This window comes from Actinomadura xylanilytica, assembly GCF_030283145.1.
Lineage (GTDB): Bacteria > Actinomycetota > Actinomycetes > Streptosporangiales > Streptosporangiaceae > Spirillospora > Spirillospora xylanilytica.
In genome coordinates this window covers 299,781-318,282 of the sequence record NZ_JASNWE010000002.1, presented here as the reverse complement: position 1 = coordinate 318,282, position 18,502 = coordinate 299,781, and the positions used below count along the sequence as shown (strand labels likewise).

Sequence of the window (18,502 nt, the reverse complement as noted above, 5' to 3'; positions counted from 1 at the left end):
CGGCAGTGGATCAGCTCCCGCTTTCGTGCTTTCTTTGACGGGGACACCCTCGATCTCTGGGAGCGTCGATGATCCGGAGTCTCCTCGCCCTCGCGTGCACGCTCGTCGCCCTGATGTCGGTGCCGGTCCTCCCGGCGGCGGCAGCGGCGACCTATGACGTTCGCGGTGGTGACGCGTTCACCACCGCGTCGTCCTCTGGCCGGTGCACGGTCGGCTTCTCCGTTGGCGGCGGGTACATCACCTCGGGCGAGTGCGCCGGCGCCGGGGAGACCGTCATCGGTGACAACGGGGTCGTCCAGGGCACCGTGCAGGGCACGACCTTCCCTGGCCACGGCGGCGCGTGGGTGCGAACGAACAGCAGTTGGCAGCCGCGCGGACTGGTCGACCGGCAGGACGGCACCTCCGTCACCGTGAGCGGATCCCAGCCGGCGCCGGTCGGGTCGGCCGCCTGCATGTCGGGGGCCGTCAGCGGCTGGCAGTGCGGCGTCATCCAGGCCAGGGACGTGACCGTCAACTTCCCCGAGGGCGTCCTCAACGGGCTGATCCAAACCGACATCTGCGCCGCGCCCGGCGACCGGGGGGCTCCGCTCATCGCCGACGGGCAGGCCCAGGGCATCCTCATCGCCACGTCGGGCGGCTGCACCTCTTTCTTCCTCCCCGTCGACGAGGTACTCGCACCGTACGGCCTGACCCTGGTGACCGAATAAGGCGGTTCCCGCGCAGCGGAGCACGGTAGAAGACATCACCGAATGCCGGCATGATCGGCCGGTTCGGCAAGAACTTCACCGCCCGCCAGGACGGTACCTGGCGCTCGTACTTCCCCGGGACGAGCCATTTCGACCGGCAGGTCTCCCGCGACGACTACGTCGACGTCCGCTGATCCGCTTCCAGCTGCCCCGGCCCTTGCCAGTGGCGAGGAACCGGGGCATCTGGTCGCTGAGCGCGACGAACGAACGTCCGGTCGAGGCCGGTTCGCGGTAGAGGCCAGACCACAGCGAGGCCGCCGCCGTGCGTGTGCGGCCGGTCTGCGTACGGCCGGTGCTACTTCGCGCACGGGCCGCGGGCCACGGCCATCAGCGCGTCGGTGATCTGTTCGCAGAACGCGTCGGCGTCGTCGGTGCCCTGAGTGAGCGCTCGTACGATGGTCGCGCCGCGGAGCAGATCGAAGATGGCCTCGCGGTCGCAGTCCGGGTGGGCCTGCCCGGTGCCGGCGGCGGCGTCGATGACCGCGCGCAGAGCCTGCCGGGCGGGTAGTTCGCCATGTTCCAGCAGGCGCCGGTAGCCCTCCTGGTCGCGGTACACCGACAGGAGTCCGGGGATGGCCGTGCGTGCGGCGGGATGGGCGACGTAGGCCAGGAACACCCGGGCCCAGGCGAGCAGGTCGGCCCGCAGGTCGCCGGTGGCGGCGGGGGTCGCGCCGAGGTCCAGCTTGAAGATCGCGTCTTCCACCAGTGCCGTCTTGTCGGGCCACCGGCGATAGATCGAGGTCACGACCACCCCGGCCCGGCGGGCCACCGCCCGCATGGTCGTGGCCTGGTAGCCCTCGGCGACCAGCAGGTCTCGGGTCGCCTCCAGCACCCGGGCATCGAGTCGATGGTCGCGGGGCCGCCCCGGCCCGGTGCGCGGCTCAGTCACGCGCATCAGCGTAGCCCGCCCCCGGCGCCTATTGAAATACGCTACACCGCGTATTACAAATGAGCTCCACCCCCGGCTCCGAAGGGAAGTTCAGTGCTGACCCCTCAGGACGAGCTGCTGTGCCACCAACTCCCCACCACCTTCGATCATGTGCTGCAGAGCGACCTGCGCTGGACCGAGCGGGTGGTGCTGTACGGCTTCGACACCACCGGCTCGGTCAGCGTGATGACCGGCATGGCCCGCTACCCCAACCGCAACCTCATCGACGCCTACGCGATGGTCACCGTGGCCGGCGAGCGGGCCCGCGTCGTCCGGCTGTCGCGCGAGCTGTCGGTGCAGGCCGACGGGGTGGCCGACTGGAGGGTGGGGCCGTACTCGTACGAGATCACCGAGCCACTCCGCAAGGTGCGCGCCGGCCTGGGCGACAACGACCACGGGGTGCGGCTCGCGCTCGACTTCGACGGCCGGTTCCCGGCGTATGAGCAGGAACCGGCGTTCTTCCGCAGCCGGGGCCGGGTCCAGGAGGACGCCCGGCGGTACTACCAGAACGGCCGGATCTCCGGCTGGCTGGAGATCGACGGCGGGCGGATCGAGATCGACCCCGACACCTGGTGGTTCGGCCGCGACCATTCCTGGGGCACCCGCCGCGGCGGGGGCGGGGGCGACCTGAACGAGGGCGACATCCTGCAACCGGGGGAGATTCCCGACGGCGTCCTGTACTTCATGGGCATCTTCCAGTTCGACGACCGGCTGGTCCACTTCGCCCAGCGGGAGACCGCCGACGGCGACCGCTGGCACTTCGAGGGCACGGTCGCGGCACCCCTGGCGCAGGGCGGATCCACCACCCGCATCGTCTCGGTCGAGCACGACCTGCGCTTCCGGGACGACTTTCGGATCGTCTCCGGAGGCACCTTCGCCGCACACACCGCCGACGGCCGCACACTGGAGTTCGAGATCGACCCGGTGTCGGACTTCTGGCCGGGCCTGGCCGGGTACGACCTGTACCGCGGCTACGCCTCGGGCATCTGGAAGGGGCCCTCCTACAGCGACGGCTTCACCGCCGACCTGACCGACGTCCAGGGGCTGCGGCCGGTGAGCATGCTCAGCGAGACCTTCTGCCGGGTCCGCCACGGCGACAAGGTGGGCCACGGCCTCGTCGAGATGGTCTTCATGGGCCGCAACGCCCGCTACGGCTACGCGGGGTACTGACGTGACCCGCCTCGCCGTGGAACACCTGCCCCTCGCGCTCCAGGCCGTCCTGCGCGAGCGCCTGGCCGGCGCGGCCTCGGCGCAGGTCCACGATTGGACCGGCAGCCCTCGCGGGTTCGCCACCGAGACCTACCTGTTCGACCTGCGGTGCGAGCATGACACGATCCCACTGGTCTTCCGGCGTCCCCCGCAGTACGCGCTGTTCCCCGACTACGACCTGCTGCGCCAGGTACTGGTCATGCGCCGCCTCGCCGGGAGCGGCCTCCCCGTACCCGCGGTCCACTTCCTCGACCGGGACGGAGGCCCGCTCGGCAGCCCCTACTACGTCATGCAGCGCCTCGCCGGGGACGCACCCGGCGACTTCCCCTCCTACCATGCCAAGGGCCTGTACCACACCGCCACGCCCGAGCAGCGGTCGAGGATGTGGTGGGGCTGCGTGGACACCATCGCCGATATCCACCGCCTCGACTGGCACCGCCTGCGCCTGGACTTCCTGGCCGTCCCCGGCGGAATCGTCGGCTATCTCGGCCACGCGCTGCACTGGGCGGCCCCTCGTCCGCACCCGGCGCTGAAGCGCGCCGTCGACTGGCTCGACGCCAACGTCCACCACCCGGACGACCCCGTGCTGTGCTGGGGGGACGCCCGCATGTCCAACATCCTCTACGACACCGGAATGAACGTCGCCGGAGTCCTTGACTGGGAACTGGCCCACCTCGGCGACCACGAGGCCGACCTGGCCTGGATGCTCTTCCTGGACTGGGCCAACAGCACCTACGAGGGACGTGCCCCCCTGCCCGGCACACCGACCCGCGAGCAGACCATCGAGTACTACCAGGAACGCAGCGGAAGGCGGGTACGGCACCTGCGCTACCACGAAGTGCTGGCGGCCGTCCTGCTCGCCATCCCCCTCCTGCGCATGGCCGCCCACCTGGACCTGCCGCCCGAGATCGACGTCACGGCCTTCTGCATCGCTCGCATCGAGGAACTGCTGCCGTGATCCACGCTCACCGGACCGGGACGGTCGATGCCGAGCAGGCGGACACAAGGGCCGCGGCCTCCTCGGAGAAGACCTCGACGACCCGGCTGCCCGTCGACACCCAGTTGGTGGCGCCCCTCGGCGAGGAGGGCGCCGCCGCCCGCGGCCTCAAGGAGCAGGGCTTCGACGGCGCGTTCACCTTCGAGGGCGGACATGACGTGTTCTTTCCGCTGGTGACCGCAGCGCGGGAACGCGCGGGCCTCGACCTCATGACCAATATCGCGGTGGCGCTGCCCCGCTCGCCGGTGCATCTGGCACATGCGGCCTGGGACCTCCAGCAACTCTCCGGAGGTCGCTTCCGGCTGGGCCTCGGCAGCCAGGTCAGGACGCATGTCACCCGCCGGCACGGGGCCCTGTTCGACCCGCCGGTCGGCCGCATGCGCGAGTGGGTGGGCGCGACCAAGGCCGTGCTGGACTGCTGGGCCTCCGGGGAGCCGCTGGCCTACGAGGGCCGCTTCACCAGCCACTCCGTCATGCCGCCGATGTTCCGGCCGGCGCCCTCTCCGCACCCCGTCCCGCCGGTGCTGATGGCGGCGCTCGGCCCGAAGATGACCGCGGCGGCCGGGGAGGTGGCCGACGGGCTCCTGGTCATGCCGTTCAACAGCGCCCGGCACGTGGGCGAGCGCGTCCTGCCCGCGCTCGCCGGGGGCCTCGCGGCGGCCGGGCGTCCCGCGCTGGGCGGCGAAGGGGACACCTTCGAGGTCGTGGCCGAGGTCATCGTCGGGTGCGGCCGGGACGAGCGGGAACTGGCCGTGGCGAAGACCGGCGTGCGCGGGCTGCTCGCGTTCTACGCCTCGACCCCCGCCTACCGCTCCGTGCTGGACGTTCACGGCTGGGGGGATCTCCAGCCCGCGCTGCGGGAGCTGACCCGGGCCGGCCGGTGGGCCGAGCTGCCCGACGCGATCGACGACACCATGCTCCACACCCTGGCCGCGGTCGGGTCGCCGAAGGAGGTGGCCGCCGAGATCCACGCGCGCTGGCGGGGGGTGGCCACCCGGCTGGCGTTCTACCAGCCCTACGCCTCGTCCCCCGGCACCACCGGGGAGCTCCTGGCGGCGATCCGTGACTGAGCTGCGGTTCCAGGTCGATACGGCGGGGGTGGCCCTGATCACGCTGGACGGCGCGGAGCGGCTGAACACGCTGTCGGGCGCCGTCCTTCGCGACCTCGGTGCGGCCTACCGCCGCTGTGACGCCGACGACGGCGTGCGCGCCGTCGTCCTCACCGGTGCCGGCCGGGCCTTCTGCGCCGGCGCCGACCTCTCCGCGCAGGGGCGCGCCTTCGACACGCCGGCGGGCGGCTTCACCGCCTCGCCCGTGCGGCCACCGGCCTGGCGGGTGCGCAAGCTCGTGATCGCCGCGGTCAACGGTCACGCGATCGGTATCGGCCTCACCATCGCGCTGCAGTGCGACGTCCGGTTCGTCGCCGAGGACGCCAAGCTGGCCATCCCCCAGGTGCGGCGCGGCATGATCGGCGACTGCCAGTCACATTTCACGCTACGCCATGCGGTCGGCCTCGCCGTCGCCGCCGACCTGCTGCTGACCGGTCGGACGCTGACCGGTCGGGAGGCCGCGGAGCGCGGCATCGCCGGCCGTGCCCTGCCGTCCGCCGACGTGCTGCCGGCGGCGCTGGCGCTGGCCCGCGAGGTGGCGACCGAGGCCAACCCCGCCTCGGTCGCCCTGAGTAAACGGCTGCTGTGGGCAGGCGCCGACGCCGACGCCGTCGAACGGGAGGAGACGCGCGCCCACCTTGCGCTCCTCGGCACCGACGACGCCCGGGAAGGTGCCGCGGCATGGCGGGAGCGCCGGACGCCGAACTGGAGGTCGAAGGCGGGCGACCACACGGACCCCGCCTGAACCCGGCTGCGGTCCCTCCTGCCCAGGGCGGGCCGGAGGGACCGGTCACGTGAACGCGGACCAGGACACCATGCTGATCTAGACGTGGACCTTGGTGTGCAGCGGGAGGTCGGCGGCTGAGGAGCCCGCCCAGACGGTGCGCCACCCGGTGCCCACCGTCCAGCCGTGACCGGCGGTGTTCCAGTGGCTCAACTGCCGGGCGTCCACCTTGATGCGGATCCGGCGCGACTCGCCGGGTCGCAGGCCGACCTTCTGGTAGCCGCCCAGCGACCGGACCGCCTGGGGCGCGGAGACGCCGGTGGCAGGGCCGACATAGACCTGGGCGACCTCCTCACCGGTTCGCTGCCCGGTGTTGGTCACGGTGACGGTGGCCTCCAGGCCGCCCCGGACGCGCCGTACCGACAGGCCCCGATAGGCGAACGTGGTGTACGAGAGGCCGTATCCGAAGGGGAACAGCGGCTTGACGTTCTCCTTGTCGTACCAGCGGTAACCGACGTAGATGCCCTCGCTGTAGTCCTCTTGCAGGTTCACGCCGGGGAACCGGCGGGGATCTCCGGCGACGGGGGTCTGGTTCTCCGCGGCGGGGAAGGTCTGGCTCAGCTTCCCTGAGGGGCTCGCATCGCCGAACAGCAGCCGTGCGGTCGCCTCGGCGCCCTTCTCGCCCGGGTAGTACATGTCCAGGACGGCGGCGGTGCGGGTCAGCCAGGGCATGGTGATCGACGAACCCGTGTTGAGCACCACCACGGTGCGCGGGTTGGCCGCGGTGACCGCGGAGATGAGCGCGTCCTGGTGTGCGGGCAGCGCCAGCGAAGATCGGTCGACGCCCTCGGTGCCCTCGTCATAGGCGAACACGACGGCCGTCCTGGCGCGCTTGGCCGCCACCGCCGCGGCTGCGATGTCGTCGCGCACGATCTGCGGGGTCGACCAGGCGAGCCGGATCCGCTGCGCCGCTCCTGCCGGCGCGGCGGCCGTGACGGTCAGCCGGTGCGCCCCGGCGGTGAGGCGGGTGGTGGCCGGCCAGTTGGTGAGCCCGTCGCCGGTGGGGATGAGGCTGGAGCCGAAGAAGCCGCCCGCGGTGACCAGTTGGGTGCCATCGACGGTGAGCGTGCCGGTGCCGCCGGAGGTCTCCAGGCCGAGCCGGTAGTCGCCGGTCTCCGGCACCGTGAGGGTGCCGGTGTAGTCGAGGGTCTTCCCGGCCGGCACCGAGGTGTCGATGGGGGTCGCGGGGGTGAGCGCCGAGGCGGGTACGGCGACCCCGTCGGGGTCGGTGCCGACCGCGTAGCCGACCTGGCCGCCGGCGCCGGCCCGGGCCCGGATGGCGTCGAGAGGCGCGGCGGCCGAGTCCGGGATCACATGGGAGCTGCCGCCGCCGTTGATCAGCGGGACCCGGGCGGTCGGGCCGATCACCGCGATGCTGCGGCCCGCCCGGCCGGTGAGGGGCAGCGCGCCGTGCTCGTTGCGCAGCAGGACGGCACCGGATTCGGCGATCCGCTGGGCCGCGCGAGCACCGCCCGCGGCGTCCCGGGTCGGCCTGGGCCGCCCGTTGAGCAGGCCGAACCGCTGCATCTGGCCGAGGATCCTGTCGACCGCCCGGTCCAGCCGGGCCATCGGGATCCGGCCGCTCACCAGCGCCGCGCGCAGCGGCGCCTGGAAGTACGCCGGGAAGAGCGGACCGTAGGAGTCACCGGGCATCTCCTGGTCCAGGCCCTTGGTGATCGCCTCGGCGCCGCGGTTGGCCCCCCAGTCCGACATCACCCAGCCGCGGAAGCCCCAACGCTCCTTCAGGATGGCGTTCAGCAGTTGTTCGTTCTGGCAGGCGTACGCGCCGTTGACCTGGTTGTAGGAGCACATGACCGCGCCGGCGCCCGCGTCGATGGCCGCCTGGAAGCCCTGGAGTTCGATCTCGTGCAGCGTCTGCTCGTCGACGTTGACGTTCACGCCCGCGCTGAACGTGCCGCGGTCGGTCTCCTGGTTGTTCTCCGCGTAGTGCTTGACGGTCGCGATGAGCCCCTGCGACTGGATCCCGCGCACCTCGGCGGCGACCGTACGGGAGGAGAGCAGCGGGTCTTCGCTGAAGGTCTCGAAGTTGCGGCCCGCCTGCGGCACCCGGATGGTGTTGACCATGGGGGCCAGCAGCACGTCCTGGCCGAGTGCGCGCCCGTCCCGGCCGATGACCCGGCCGAATTCACGGGCCATCCGGTCGTCGAAGGTCGAGGCCAGCGCCACCGGGGCGGGCATCGCGGTGGCGTGGTCCGCCACCCGGACCCCGGCCGGACCGTCGGCCAGCCGCAGCTCGGGGATGCCCAGACGGGGCACGCCCGGGATGTATCCGGCCTCGCCCAGACCGCGCGGGTCGCTGGTGCCGCTCACAAAGCCCAGCTTCTCGTCCAGCGTCATCTTGCCGATCAGCGTCCGGACCCGGCCCGAGTCGGGCGGCCGGTCCGCGACGGCCGTACCCGAGGTGGTCAGCGCGATCGCGGCGGCGAGTGCGGCGACGCGCAGGGATCTGTGAGGAAACCGCATGGCGACGACCTTTCAAAGGCAGGAGGTCAGCCCGCGTCCCAGAAGTCACACTGGTGCTGGGCGCGGTAGTCGGCGAGGGAGATGGGGGTGCTCTTCCCGCCCGGTCGCAGCGACAGCATCGCGCCGGACGGCAGGGCCGGCCAGGGGGCCGGGCGGAGGTGCGACGCGTCGGGAGTGGTCCGGCGTACGAACGATCCCCAGTAGTGGCTCATGTCGTCGGCCAGCCTGCGCTGGGCGGCGGTGAAGAGCGGCGCGATCGGGGTGCCGTTGTCGAAGCTCGGGAAGAGGTACGGCAGCTCGCCCGCGTGCGGGGCGCCCCAGTCGTACCCGGGCGGCTTGCCGGGGGTGAGGCCGGGGAAGTCCCGGTCATCGAACTGGTACATGTGGACGCGGGTGAGGGCGGAGAACCGCCGCGCCAGTGCGAGGGTCGGGCAGCCGCCGATGCCGGCGACCAGCCCCGCGTCCGTGAGGATCGCGGCGAGCGCGTACGTGGGGGCGTAGGGACCGCTGTAGTCGCTGAGCGGATAGCGCTTGAACACCTCGGGGGCGCGTGCCCCGAACGTGGCGGCGACGAAGCCCTCGTAGAAGGCCGGGGTGTTGTCCCCGAAGCCGAGCGCGAAGGTCCGGCCCTCGTCGTGGTTGGCGCCGAAGATCATCGGTACCCGCTGGATGTGGCCCTTGGCGACGGCGTCCGCGGGCGCGGTCGGCAGCGGGCTCCCGCCGCTCACAAGGCCGAAGTTCGTCCGCGCGCTCGCGTCCAGCAGGTCGCCGGCGGGCTTGGCCCGCAGGCAGGCGACCACGGTCGCCGGGTCGGTGCACCCGACCGACCGGGCGAAGGCGGCACCGGCGGGTTCGGCCTCGGGCAGCGGGGCCGACACGCAGCTCCCACTCTCCATGATGGCGGCACGGAACAGCCCGGCCGAGCCGGGGGCGGCCAGATGCGCGCACACCGAGATGGCCCCGGCCGACTCGCCGCCGATGGTCACCGCACGCGGGTCGCCGCCGAATCCGGCCGCGTTCGCCCGGGTCCAGCGCAGCGCGGCCTGCTGATCGAGCAGCGCGTAGTCGCCGCCGAGGCCGTCCCCGCCCGATCCGGCGAGGGCGAGCAGGCCGAAGACATTGAGCCGGTAGTTGGCGGTGACCACTATGACGTTGTTGTCGGCGGCCAGTTTGGCCCCGTCGTACTGCTGGGCGCCGCCGTTCTGCAGGCCGCCGCCGTAAAGGTAGAACAACACCGGCAGCCGGCCGCGCGCCCCGGCGGGCCGGAAGACGTTGGCGTACAGACAGTCCTCGGCCTGCGACCGGGGGCCGTTGCCGCTCGGCAACTGCGCACAGGCCGGACCGTACGCGGCGGTCTGCCGGACACCGTTCCACCGGGACGCCGGGACGGGTGCGGCGAACCGCCGGTCTCCGATCGGGGGCGCGGCGAACGGGATGCCGAGGAATGTGTCGACCCCGTCGACGGTGGTGCCCCGCACGAAGCCGTGGTCGGTCCGGACGACCGGGGCCGGGCCGGCGGAATCGGCCTGCGCCGCGGGGACCGCCAGGATCGGCAGCACCAATGCGACGGCGGCGGCGAGCAGACGGTACCTGACCACGCGCATCCACCTCCTGGACTGTCCTCGGTACCGCGAAGGGAGGCCGCCTTCGGTAATTCAGCGACATAATCGGCCGGCCACCTGACCGGCCTCCTCCACCTGCGGGACCGAAGTAGATCTGTTCGTGGAGCATAAAATTGGCCCGTTGACCCGTCAATGAGAAAAAAGAGGGCCTGATTATGAGGACTTCTTGGCAAAAGTGAATTACTTAAAGATCTGTACCTAATGAAGGCCGTCTGGGATAGGGTTTTGTCCGTGCCCGGTCCCACGGCTGCGCGACTGATCCTCGACGAGCTCCGCGGCGAGGTGCGGCTCACCCGTGCCGAGCTGATCGAGCGGACCGGCCTGTCCCGGTCGTCGGTGTCCGGTGCGGTGGGAGAGCTGCTGTCGTCCGGGCTGGTCGCCGAGCACACCGTCGAGTCCGGAACCCGGGACCGCCGCCCCGGCCGTCCGGTGGCCGGGCTGTCGCTCACGCAGGCCGCCGGCCTCGTCGCCGCCGTGGAGTTCGGACGCAGCCACATGTCCGTCGCGGTCGCCGACCTGTCACTGCGCGTGCTGACCGCGCACACCGCCGCCCTCGACGTGGCCGGCGGCAAGGACGCGGCGCTGCGGGCGGCCGAGGCACAGATCCGGTCCGCGCTCACCAAGGTGCCCGAACCCCGGGCCGTGGTCGCCGTCGGGATGGGGCTGCCGGCCCCGATCCTGGCCGCGGACGAAAGCGTGGTGAGCGGTTCGATCCTGCCCGGCTGGGGCGGCAGCCGCCCGGCCGCCGAACTCCGCGACCGGCTCGGGCTGCCCGTCGCCATCGACAACGACGCCAACCTCGGTGCCCTCGCCGAAGTCCGGCTCGGCGCGTGCCGCGGTGCGCGGGACGTGCTCTATCTCAAGGTCTCCTCCGGCATCGGCGCCGGGCTGATCCTCGACGGACGGGTGCACCGCGGCGCGCACGGCATCGCCGGGGAGATCGGCCACATCCCGGTCGGCGGGGTCGTCGGAACCGGCCGGGCCTGCCGGTGCGGCGGCCTGCGCTGCCTCGAGACGCTGGCCTCGACCACCGCCGTCCTGGAGGCGCTCCAACCGTCCTTCGGCCTCCTCGCGGCGGCCCGGCTGGTCGCCCTGGCCGGCACGGAGCCGATCGTCCGCCGGGTGCTCACCGACGCCGGCCGGGCCATCGGCAGCGTGGTCGGCGACCTGGCCAACACCCTCAACCCGGCCGTGATCGTCCTCGGCGGACCGCTGGCCGAAGCCGCCGGGCCCGTACTGGCGGGCCTGCGGGAGTCCCTGGACCGCCGTGCTCAGCCGGCAGCGGGCGATGCCGTCCGCCTGGTCCCCGGTGCTCTGGGGGAGCGCGCCAGTGTCCTGGGCGCTCTCATCAGCGCCGCCGACAGTGCCACCGCGGTCTTTGATCAGGGCGGGAGAAGAGCGCATGACGGCACATGACGAGCGAGTGCTGAGGCTCGTCCCGTACGGCGACTCGGTGACCATGAGCGATCTCGTCCGGGGCAGCGGGCTGAGCCGGCCCACGGTGGCCGACGTCCTCGGGCGGCTGCGCGAGTCCGGGGCGGTGGAGGAGGCGGCGGCGGCGCCCGCGGGGCTGGGGCGCCCGGCGAAGCGATGGCGGCGTCCGCCGCCGCGCGGGATGTTCGGGGTGGTCGCGTTCTCCCGCGATGCGGTGCGGGTGCGCGTCGTCGGCGGCGATGACCGGCACGGCGCCGAGCGGGAGCGGCGGCTCAATGTCAGCCTCGACGTCCAGGGGGCGTTCGAGCACGGCCACCGGTTCCTGCGCGAGTGCCTGACCGAGCTGGGCGCCCCCGCCGATGCCCTGTCCAGGGTCGTCCTCGGTCTGCCCTGCCCGGTCGGCGGCCCAGAGGAACACCCGCGGGTCCGCGGCATCCTGCCCGACTGGATCGGGATCCGCCCGGCCGAGCAGTTGCGCCGTCTGCTGCCCGGCACCGCGATCGTCATGGAGAACGACGCCAACCTCGGCGCCCTTGGTGAACTCACGCAGGGCGCGGGCCGGGGCGGGGCCGACTTCATCTACATCAAGCTGGCCCCGGGGGTCGGCGCGGCACTGATCCTCGGCGGCCGGCTCTACCGCGGCGCCGCCGGGCTGGCCGGGGAGGTCGGCCATGTCCAGATCAACCCCATGGGCCACCCCTGCGCGTGCGGGGCGCGCGGATGCCTGGCGATCGAGCTCCACATCGCGGCCCGGCAGGGAACCGGCCGGCGGCACGGCCTGCCGCCGCTGGCCGAACTGTTCCGGCGCCCCGACACCGGAGACCCGGCCGGGCGCCGCATCCTCCGCCACATCGGCGCCCTGCTCGGCGAACAGCTCGGTGCGCTGGCCAACATGCTCGACCCCGAACGCGTCGTCGTCAGCACCGACACGACGCCGCTCCCGCCGACTCTGCTCGCCGGAATACGGGACGGCATCCATCGCGCGGCATTGCCGGTTCTGAGCGACCTGCCGGTGGTCCCGTCGCCGCTGGGCATCAGAGCCGAGCTGATCGGCGGCATCGCCCTGGCCCGCTCCGGCATCGGTGGTGGCGGGTAGCGGATGCGGTTCACCGCACCGGCCGGGCCATCGCATTTGATTTCTGTCATGGGAGGCTGTACGGCCTTCTATATGAGCCTTATATAAGGGCTCGCTATCGTGATTCAAGAAATGACAGAAAATCACGCTGGGGAGTTCTTGGATGGGCTACGCCTCGATCGGGTGCGAGTTTCTCATCGGGATCACGTTCGTCCTTGCCGCCTTGTCCAAATGCGCGACGGCGCCTCGTTCAGCGCGTTCGTCGAGGCGGTGCGCGGGCTGGGCATCCCCGCCAGAACTCTGCTCGCCCGGACCGGCGGCACCTACCGGATCACCACTGACCATCCGACCTTCGGTCCCGGGTGCATGGGCGTTCTCGAGGCCCGGACCGCGCCTGGAGCTTTCGTCTTCGACGACCACTGTGGTGACCAGGGAGCCAACGCTGGGGGAGAGGACTACCGCCTGGAGCGGGTCTCCGCCCCGGCCCGCGGTTTCCGGCTGCGCCCGGTGCACAGTGGCCTGTGCCTGGGAATCCCGGACGCCTCGACCGACGAGGGGACCGCCGTCCACCAGCTCCCCTGCGCTCCCGCCGGGGGCGGGCAGGTCTTCCAGTTCGACCCTGACACGTCCGCGGCAGGGTGAGTTGGTGCCACCGTCCTGCATTCTCTGGTCTGGTCAGCAGGTCCGGCGGTAGGCGACGTCGGGGATACGCGTCTTCCATTCCGCCTCGGTCAGGGCGCCCGCCTTGGCGCAGAGCTCGTCGGCCAGCAGGCGTGGCGCGATGGTGTACCGAACGAACCTGCCGTCCTGACCGACACTGATCAGCGCGGAGTCGTCGGGGGTGAACGTCATCGCGACGACGAAGTCGAGGTGGCCGGTCAGCACGATGCCGACTTGGGCGCGGGTCTGGAGATCCCAGAGTTTGATCTGGGTGGCGTCTCCGTTCCCGTGCGGGGTCGCGATCAGCCGGTCGTCGGAAGAGTGGGCGATGGGAGGGGGGCCGCCTCCGCCCGGGAGCGGTCCGATCCGCAGGCCGTCTCCCTTGGGCCGCATGGACTGTGCGTCGAAGGTGAGGATCCGGCTGGAGTTGCCCTCGGTGTCCTGGAACAGCGTTCTTCCGTCGGCGCTGAAACGGCTCTGCCACAGGTTTTTGGGTCCCGCTTTGACGACCTTGCCGGAGGGGAACGCCAGCAGACCGGGCTCCGGAGTGGCCAGCACCGTCTTGCCGTCCGGGTGGAATTCGACCGAGGCGGGCCCCGCACGCATCTGGCGGATCACTTTCATGGTGCTCAGGTCCCAGTACTTGAGCATCGCGGTGCCCCGCTCGACCCGGCGGAGGACCAGCGCCCTGTTGTCCGGGGAGAAGTCCAGGCCCTGTGCGAAGTCCGACCCCTGCGTGCTCGTGGGAGGGACGGACTTGGGCATGATGCCGAGCTTCGATCTCTTGGTCAGGTCCCAGATCTCGATCTCATCGTCTATCTCGCCGTGCCCCAGGGCGAGCAGGCGGCCGTCCCGACTGAGCTTGAGCCCGACCTCGTCGAGCGAGGTGTCCGGCACCGGCAGTTCGAAGCGTTTGGCCAGCGGTGCGGTGGACCAGATCTCGACCTTGTCGCCGTAGGCGAGCGCGAGGGTGGAGCCGTCGTGGCTGGCGGCGGTCCTGCTGTACCCGTGGTCCGCCGCGATCGCGGGTCTGGTGAAGTGTGCGACGTCCAGGGAGTGCAGGACGCCGTCGGGGCTGACGCATCGCAGCTCCGAATCGTTCGCGGAGAACCGGATGCTGCGCCCGGCGCACTCGTCCGATGTGATCGGGTATCGGATGATGGGCTTGCCGTCGCCGATTCCGGTCACCTCCCAAACGGTGAAACCCGAGATGACGTACCTCCCGTCAGGGCTGAACCGCATCTCCGCCATCGGATTGTCCGGCGAGCCCTTGAGGTCGAGGTCCGGCCCCTTGCCCACCGAGACCAGACGGCCTCCGTGATCGTTCTGCCGGACGGCCCACACCCCGTCCGGGCTGAAGCGGACCGGGGCGAGCGCGAGGCCCTCGCGGTGGAGATCGGGAACGGCTGGTCTCCCACCGGTGGTCAGGTCGATCCAGCTGACCTCGTCCTGCCCGGACAGCGACAGCAGGTTCTCCTGCGGCGAGAACGACGGCCTGAGGAACTCGCCGGTGGCCTGTTCGAACACGCGTCGGCCGGTACGGGTGTCCCAGACCGCGACTCCCTTCTCGTCGCCGCCGGGTCCGCTCACCGCAAGGTAGGCGCCGGTCGGGCTGAGCTCCAGCTCGCCTTCGTCGATGTCGCCCGCGGCCGGGTAGCGGTGGCCGTTGCGGAGCCGCAGCCCTGGCGCGTCCAGGACGACGGTCTGCTGGTCCCTCGCGGTGCGCAGCGCGACCGTGCGGCCGTCTTCGGAGATGTCCAGCCGGTCGACGGAGGAGGGGGCCGTGTAGGAGGCGAGCCGTCGGCCCGTTCCGACATGCCACAGGCCCACCTGGGTGCCGGACGCGGTGACCATGGTCCGCCCTGTGCCGTCCAGATCCGATACGTACACCTCGGAACCGGTGAGCTTGACGGCCTTGTTCTCCCACTGATGACGTGCCGTCAGCAGCGCCGACCACGCCTCGGTCGTGCCGGAGATCGACCACGCCGCCACAGCCAGGCGCCGGGCCAGGTCGGGGTCGGTGCGGCGCAGGGACATCGCGAGGCCGGCGATCTGTGCGGACGCAGCGCGGTCACGCTGGGCGGCGACCGTCTGCCGCTGGTCGACCGCGATGGCGGCGGCACCGACCGCGATGACCAGCAGAACGGTCAGGACGGCGCTGAGCAGAGCCCGGAAGCGGCCACGGCGGCGGGTCAGCATCGCCGCCGAGTCCAGAAAGGCGCGCTCGACGAGGTTGAGGGTGAGCTGACGGCGTCCCGTCGCGGCCCAGGAGTGCGCCCGGGCCAGCGCCGTCCCCTGATAGAGGTCGCTGTTCTTGCGGCCATGGCCGTCCCAGAGCCGAGAGGCGCCGACGAGGTCCTGATGGACGCCCAGACCCGCCCGTTCGGCCTCCACCCACGCGCGCAGCCGGGGCCAGGCTCTGATCAGCGCCGCGCCGGCGAGCGTGACCGACTCGCCTTCCCAGACCAGGATCCCGGCACCGGTGTAGTCGCTCAGGACCCTTTCCACGGCATACACGCCGGTCTGGTCGTCGGCGAACTCGCCCCTGCGCGCCGAGCGCAGCGTGTCCTCGGCGCGCTCGCCCGAGGCGACCAGGCGCAAGAACACCCGCGGGACCGCCTCCTGTGCCGCCGGGGCGAGAGCCGCGAACACGGCCTCGGCCAGCTCGGCACGGGAACGCTCGGCGTGCGCGGGAGCCTGCGCGGGAACGGCCTTGCCCGCGGCCTCGGCCAGGTTCACCCCACCGGCCAGACCCAGCAGCAGGTCCTCCGATGTCGGCCGGTCGGCGGGATCCTTGGACAGCGCCGCCGCCACCAGCGGACGTAGCGGTTCATCGAGCACCGAAGTGTCGGGCTCATGGGTGGCGACCTGATCCGCGATGGCGGGGACGGTCTCACCGTCGAAGACGGCGCGCCCCGTCGCGGCGAACAGGATGACGGCACCCCAGCCCCACACATCGACCTTGGCGTCGCCGCGCAGCCCCCGATAGCGCTCGGGCGGCATGTAGCGCAGGGTGCCCTTCACCGCGCCGGTGGTGGACAGCTCCTCGACCCCGGCGATGCCGAAATCGATCACCCGGGGGCCGTCGGGGCCGAGCAGGATGTTCTCAGGCTTCACATCCCGGTGGACCACCCCCGCCCGGTGGATCGCCACCAAGGCCGTGGCCAAGCCGATCGCCAACCGGCGGAGCCGCTCCGGCCCGTATCGGCCCTCCGGCCCCCCGACGGCCTGCCGCAGGTCCGGACCCGCCACATACTCGCTGACCACGAACGGGACCGGACCGTCCACGTCGGCATGGAGCACCTTGGTCGTACAGAACGGCGCCACCTTGCGCCACGCCGAGACCTCCCTGCGCAGCAGATCGCGGTCCCGGGCACTCACACCGTGCAGCGCCTTGACGGCCACCCGCTCGCCGCCCGGCCCGTAGCCCTCGTAAACGACCCCTTGGCCCCCCGCGCCGAGCCGTCCATCAAGATAGAAGGCTCCCAGCTGGCGCGGATCACCAGGAAGAAGCGGTGCGGCCAAATCCAGCCTCCACGGGTCGCCTCACAAAGAAGATCTTGACCTGGACCAGATAGACGCCCGCGTCCTCTGAAAAGTTCTGGCCGACCGCCGAAAAGTTCCGAGACGGGAATTCGGGATGCCGCCGGCTCTTCCATTCGTCACCGTCCGTCATGGACATGGACATGGACTGCGGAGGAGGGTGCCCTGCACCTCGCCCGCCTCTGCCGGCACTACGGCGATCTCGAAGCTGTCGGACGACCCGGCGGATGGCAAGGAGGGACGTTCGGCGGTAATGCGCGGGGCGCTGCCGGACATAAGACGGCATTCAGTACCCACCACGACTGTCGAAGGAGGCGGGTGTGGAAGATGATCAGACAAGGTTCACTGCCTTGTTCCAGCACCACTACCCCGACGTCCTGCGCTATGCGGCCCGGAGAATCGATCCTGATCAGGCGCGGGACGTGGCGGCCGAGACGTTCCTGATCGCCTGGCGGCGAATGGACGACGTGCCCGGCAAGGCGGAGGAGGTACTGCCCTGGCTGTACTCGGTCGCCCGCAACACCCTGGCCAACCAGCAGCGCGCCGACCGGCGCCGGCTGCGGCTGGGAGCCAAGCTCGGCAGGACGGCACCGAAAGCAGCCGGAAGCGACCATGCCGGAACGGTCGTGGAGTCGCTCGCGCTCCATGAGGCCCTCACATCCCTGTCGCCCGAGGACCAGGAGGCACTGCGCCTGGTGGGCTGGGAGGAACTGGACACGGCGTCCGCGGCCACGGTCGTCGGCTGCTCGCCGAGCACGTTCGCGGTGCGCCTGCACCGAGCTCGGCGGCGGCTGGACCGGGCACTTGCCGAGCGGGACGGCAGAGTCTCCGGCGTTCACCGTCAGATGGCCCCGGAGGAGGCGAAGTGATGAAGAACGAAAACACGTCGGTCGAGGACACGGTCGCGCACGTCCGGCAGGTGATGGGCCAGGGCAACCCCATGGGCCAGGACGAGTTCGCCGACGCGGCGGGCGACGCCCAGGGGCGCCGCGTCCTGGCCAGGATCATGGTCAGCGACTCGGTCGCACCGGCGCGCACGTCCGGTAGGGGGCGCCGTCGCTGGACGATCGTCCTCGCGACCACACTCACCTTGGGCGCGCTCGGCGCCGGAGCCGACGCCGCCGGCATCATCCCCACAGGGGTGATCAACGCCTTCAAGGGCGGGCAGGACCCGAACAGCGACTGGTCCACGGTGGACACCTCCAAGGCCAAGATGGTGATCGAGGCCCGTAGTTCGCGCGGCGTGGTCGTCCAACTGTGGATGGCGCCCGGCCGTAAGGACTCCGAGTGCACTTACCTGCGCACCGTCGGCAAGAAGGACGGCAGCTTGGAGTGCGGCGCGGACGGCGTCCTTCCCAAGCGGGCGCAGCCGGGCTCCGAGGCAGAGGGCCCGCCGCTCCAGGCGAGGTTCGGGGAACTGTCCGAGAACGAGATGGGGCTTCTCGGCCGGGCGCCGGTCTCCACCACGCAGATCCGGGTGACCCTGCAGGACGGGCAGCAGCGGGTCCTCCCCGTGAAGCCGGACGGGTTCTTCATGGCGTTCCTCGACCACAAGCCGGGGGCCCGCCCGACCTGGACCACACCTCCCGAGAACCCCGACGAGGGCTTCGAGCGGGTGGACCTCGCGGCCCTCGATGCCAAGGGGCGCGTCATCGCCACCGTTCAGGAGTACGCGGGCTCCTTCTAAGGGACACCAGCGCGTTCGCTCAGGTGAGGCCCGCCGGCGGGCCTCACCGTCCTGCGACGGCCCCGGCGGTTGCCGGAACCGCCGTTCTCCGGACAGTGGTATGTAGCGCGGTCGGCCGTCCACCGACCGGCTCAGCACGTACCTCTGACCTGTGGAGAAGACCTGCCGTGATGGCCGTCGACATGCGCTCCGAGGAGCCGGTGCCGCGGCGGTGGGAGCGACGG

15 protein-coding genes are annotated in these 18,502 nt (G+C 71.5%); 11 read left to right on the top strand and 4 right to left on the bottom strand.

The window, feature by feature from the left end:
- The first annotated feature begins 68 nt into the window (after positions 1-68).
- Both QP090_RS12555 and QP090_RS12550 read left to right on the top strand, forming a co-directional pair.
- Positions 69-707, top strand: coding sequence for a S1 family peptidase (locus tag QP090_RS12555; protein ID WP_285938936.1), 639 nt, complete (start codon positions 69-71; stop codon positions 705-707).
- 50 nt (positions 708-757) lie between these two features.
- On the top strand, positions 758-880 hold the full coding sequence (locus QP090_RS12550) for a hypothetical protein (RefSeq protein WP_285938935.1): 123 nt from the start codon (positions 758-760) through the stop codon (positions 878-880).
- Between the two features lie 161 nt (positions 881-1,041).
- On the opposite strand, the gene QP090_RS12545 is transcribed toward QP090_RS12550, so the two are convergent.
- Positions 1,042-1,635, bottom strand: coding sequence for a TetR/AcrR family transcriptional regulator (locus tag QP090_RS12545; protein ID WP_285938934.1), 594 nt, complete (start codon positions 1,633-1,635; stop codon positions 1,042-1,044).
- A gap of 93 nt (positions 1,636-1,728) precedes the next feature.
- On the opposite strand from QP090_RS12545, the gene QP090_RS12540 reads away from it, so the two are divergent.
- Genes QP090_RS12540 through QP090_RS12525 form a run of 4 tightly spaced genes read left to right on the top strand, consistent with a single transcriptional unit; the run spans position 1,729 to position 5,734 of the window.
- A complete protein-coding gene (locus QP090_RS12540; RefSeq protein ID WP_285938933.1) occupies positions 1,729-2,844 on the top strand; it encodes an Rv3169 family protein in 1,116 nt (371 codons plus the stop codon).
- Position 2,845: 1 nt separating this feature from the next.
- Positions 2,846-3,841, top strand: a complete 996-nt coding sequence (locus QP090_RS12535; RefSeq protein WP_285938932.1) for a phosphotransferase family protein — start codon at positions 2,846-2,848, stop codon at positions 3,839-3,841.
- The gene (locus tag QP090_RS12530) at positions 3,838-4,950 is read left to right on the top strand and encodes a TIGR03617 family F420-dependent LLM class oxidoreductase (protein WP_285938931.1); all 1,113 of its coding nucleotides are present in this window, start codon (positions 3,838-3,840) and stop codon (positions 4,948-4,950) included. Before QP090_RS12535 ends, QP090_RS12530 begins: the two co-directional genes overlap by 4 nt.
- Complete coding sequence (locus QP090_RS12525) at positions 4,943-5,734, top strand: enoyl-CoA hydratase/isomerase family protein (protein WP_285938930.1); 792 nt, start codon at positions 4,943-4,945, stop codon at positions 5,732-5,734. Before QP090_RS12530 ends, QP090_RS12525 begins: the two co-directional genes overlap by 8 nt.
- A 78-nt stretch (positions 5,735-5,812) precedes the next feature.
- Here QP090_RS12525 and QP090_RS12520 read toward each other — a convergent pair whose 3' ends face one another.
- Positions 5,813-8,257, bottom strand: a complete 2,445-nt coding sequence (locus QP090_RS12520) for a glycoside hydrolase family 3 C-terminal domain-containing protein (protein ID WP_285938929.1) — start codon at positions 8,255-8,257, stop codon at positions 5,813-5,815.
- Positions 8,258-8,283: 26 nt separating this feature from the next.
- The gene (locus QP090_RS12515; RefSeq protein ID WP_285938928.1) at positions 8,284-9,855 is read right to left on the bottom strand and encodes a carboxylesterase/lipase family protein; all 1,572 of its coding nucleotides are present in this window, start codon (positions 9,853-9,855) and stop codon (positions 8,284-8,286) included.
- Between the two features lie 255 nt (positions 9,856-10,110).
- Here QP090_RS12515 and QP090_RS12510 point away from each other — a divergent pair, with 255 nt between their 5' ends.
- The 3 genes from QP090_RS12510 to QP090_RS12500 all read left to right on the top strand — a co-directional run bounded on the left by QP090_RS12510 (position 10,111) and on the right by QP090_RS12500 (position 13,030).
- Positions 10,111-11,295: an ROK family transcriptional regulator gene (locus tag QP090_RS12510; protein ID WP_285938927.1), complete on the top strand. Its 1,185-nt coding sequence runs from the start codon at positions 10,111-10,113 to the stop codon at positions 11,293-11,295.
- Positions 11,282-12,409 (top strand): ROK family protein, encoded by a 1,128-nt coding sequence (locus tag QP090_RS12505; protein ID WP_285938926.1) that lies wholly within the window; start codon positions 11,282-11,284, stop codon positions 12,407-12,409. The genes QP090_RS12510 and QP090_RS12505 overlap by 14 nt, the downstream gene beginning before the upstream one ends.
- A 210-nt stretch (positions 12,410-12,619) precedes the next feature.
- Complete coding sequence (locus tag QP090_RS12500) at positions 12,620-13,030, top strand: RICIN domain-containing protein (RefSeq protein WP_285938925.1); 411 nt, start codon at positions 12,620-12,622, stop codon at positions 13,028-13,030.
- 33 nt (positions 13,031-13,063) lie between these two features.
- Here QP090_RS12500 and QP090_RS12495 read toward each other — a convergent pair whose 3' ends face one another.
- Positions 13,064-16,573 carry a WD40 repeat domain-containing serine/threonine protein kinase gene (locus QP090_RS12495; RefSeq protein WP_285938924.1) on the bottom strand — a complete coding sequence of 1,170 codons (3,510 nt, stop codon included), beginning with the start codon at positions 16,571-16,573 and terminating at the stop codon, positions 13,064-13,066.
- 338 nt (positions 16,574-16,911) lie between these two features.
- On the opposite strand from QP090_RS12495, the gene QP090_RS12490 reads away from it, so the two are divergent.
- Entirely contained in the window at positions 16,912-17,460 is a 549-nt protein-coding gene (locus QP090_RS12490; protein WP_285938923.1) for an RNA polymerase sigma factor, read from the top strand.
- Positions 17,460-18,278, top strand: a complete 819-nt coding sequence (locus QP090_RS12485) for a hypothetical protein (protein ID WP_285938922.1) — start codon at positions 17,460-17,462, stop codon at positions 18,276-18,278. Before QP090_RS12490 ends, QP090_RS12485 begins: the two co-directional genes overlap by 1 nt.
- Positions 18,279-18,502 lie beyond the last annotated feature (224 nt).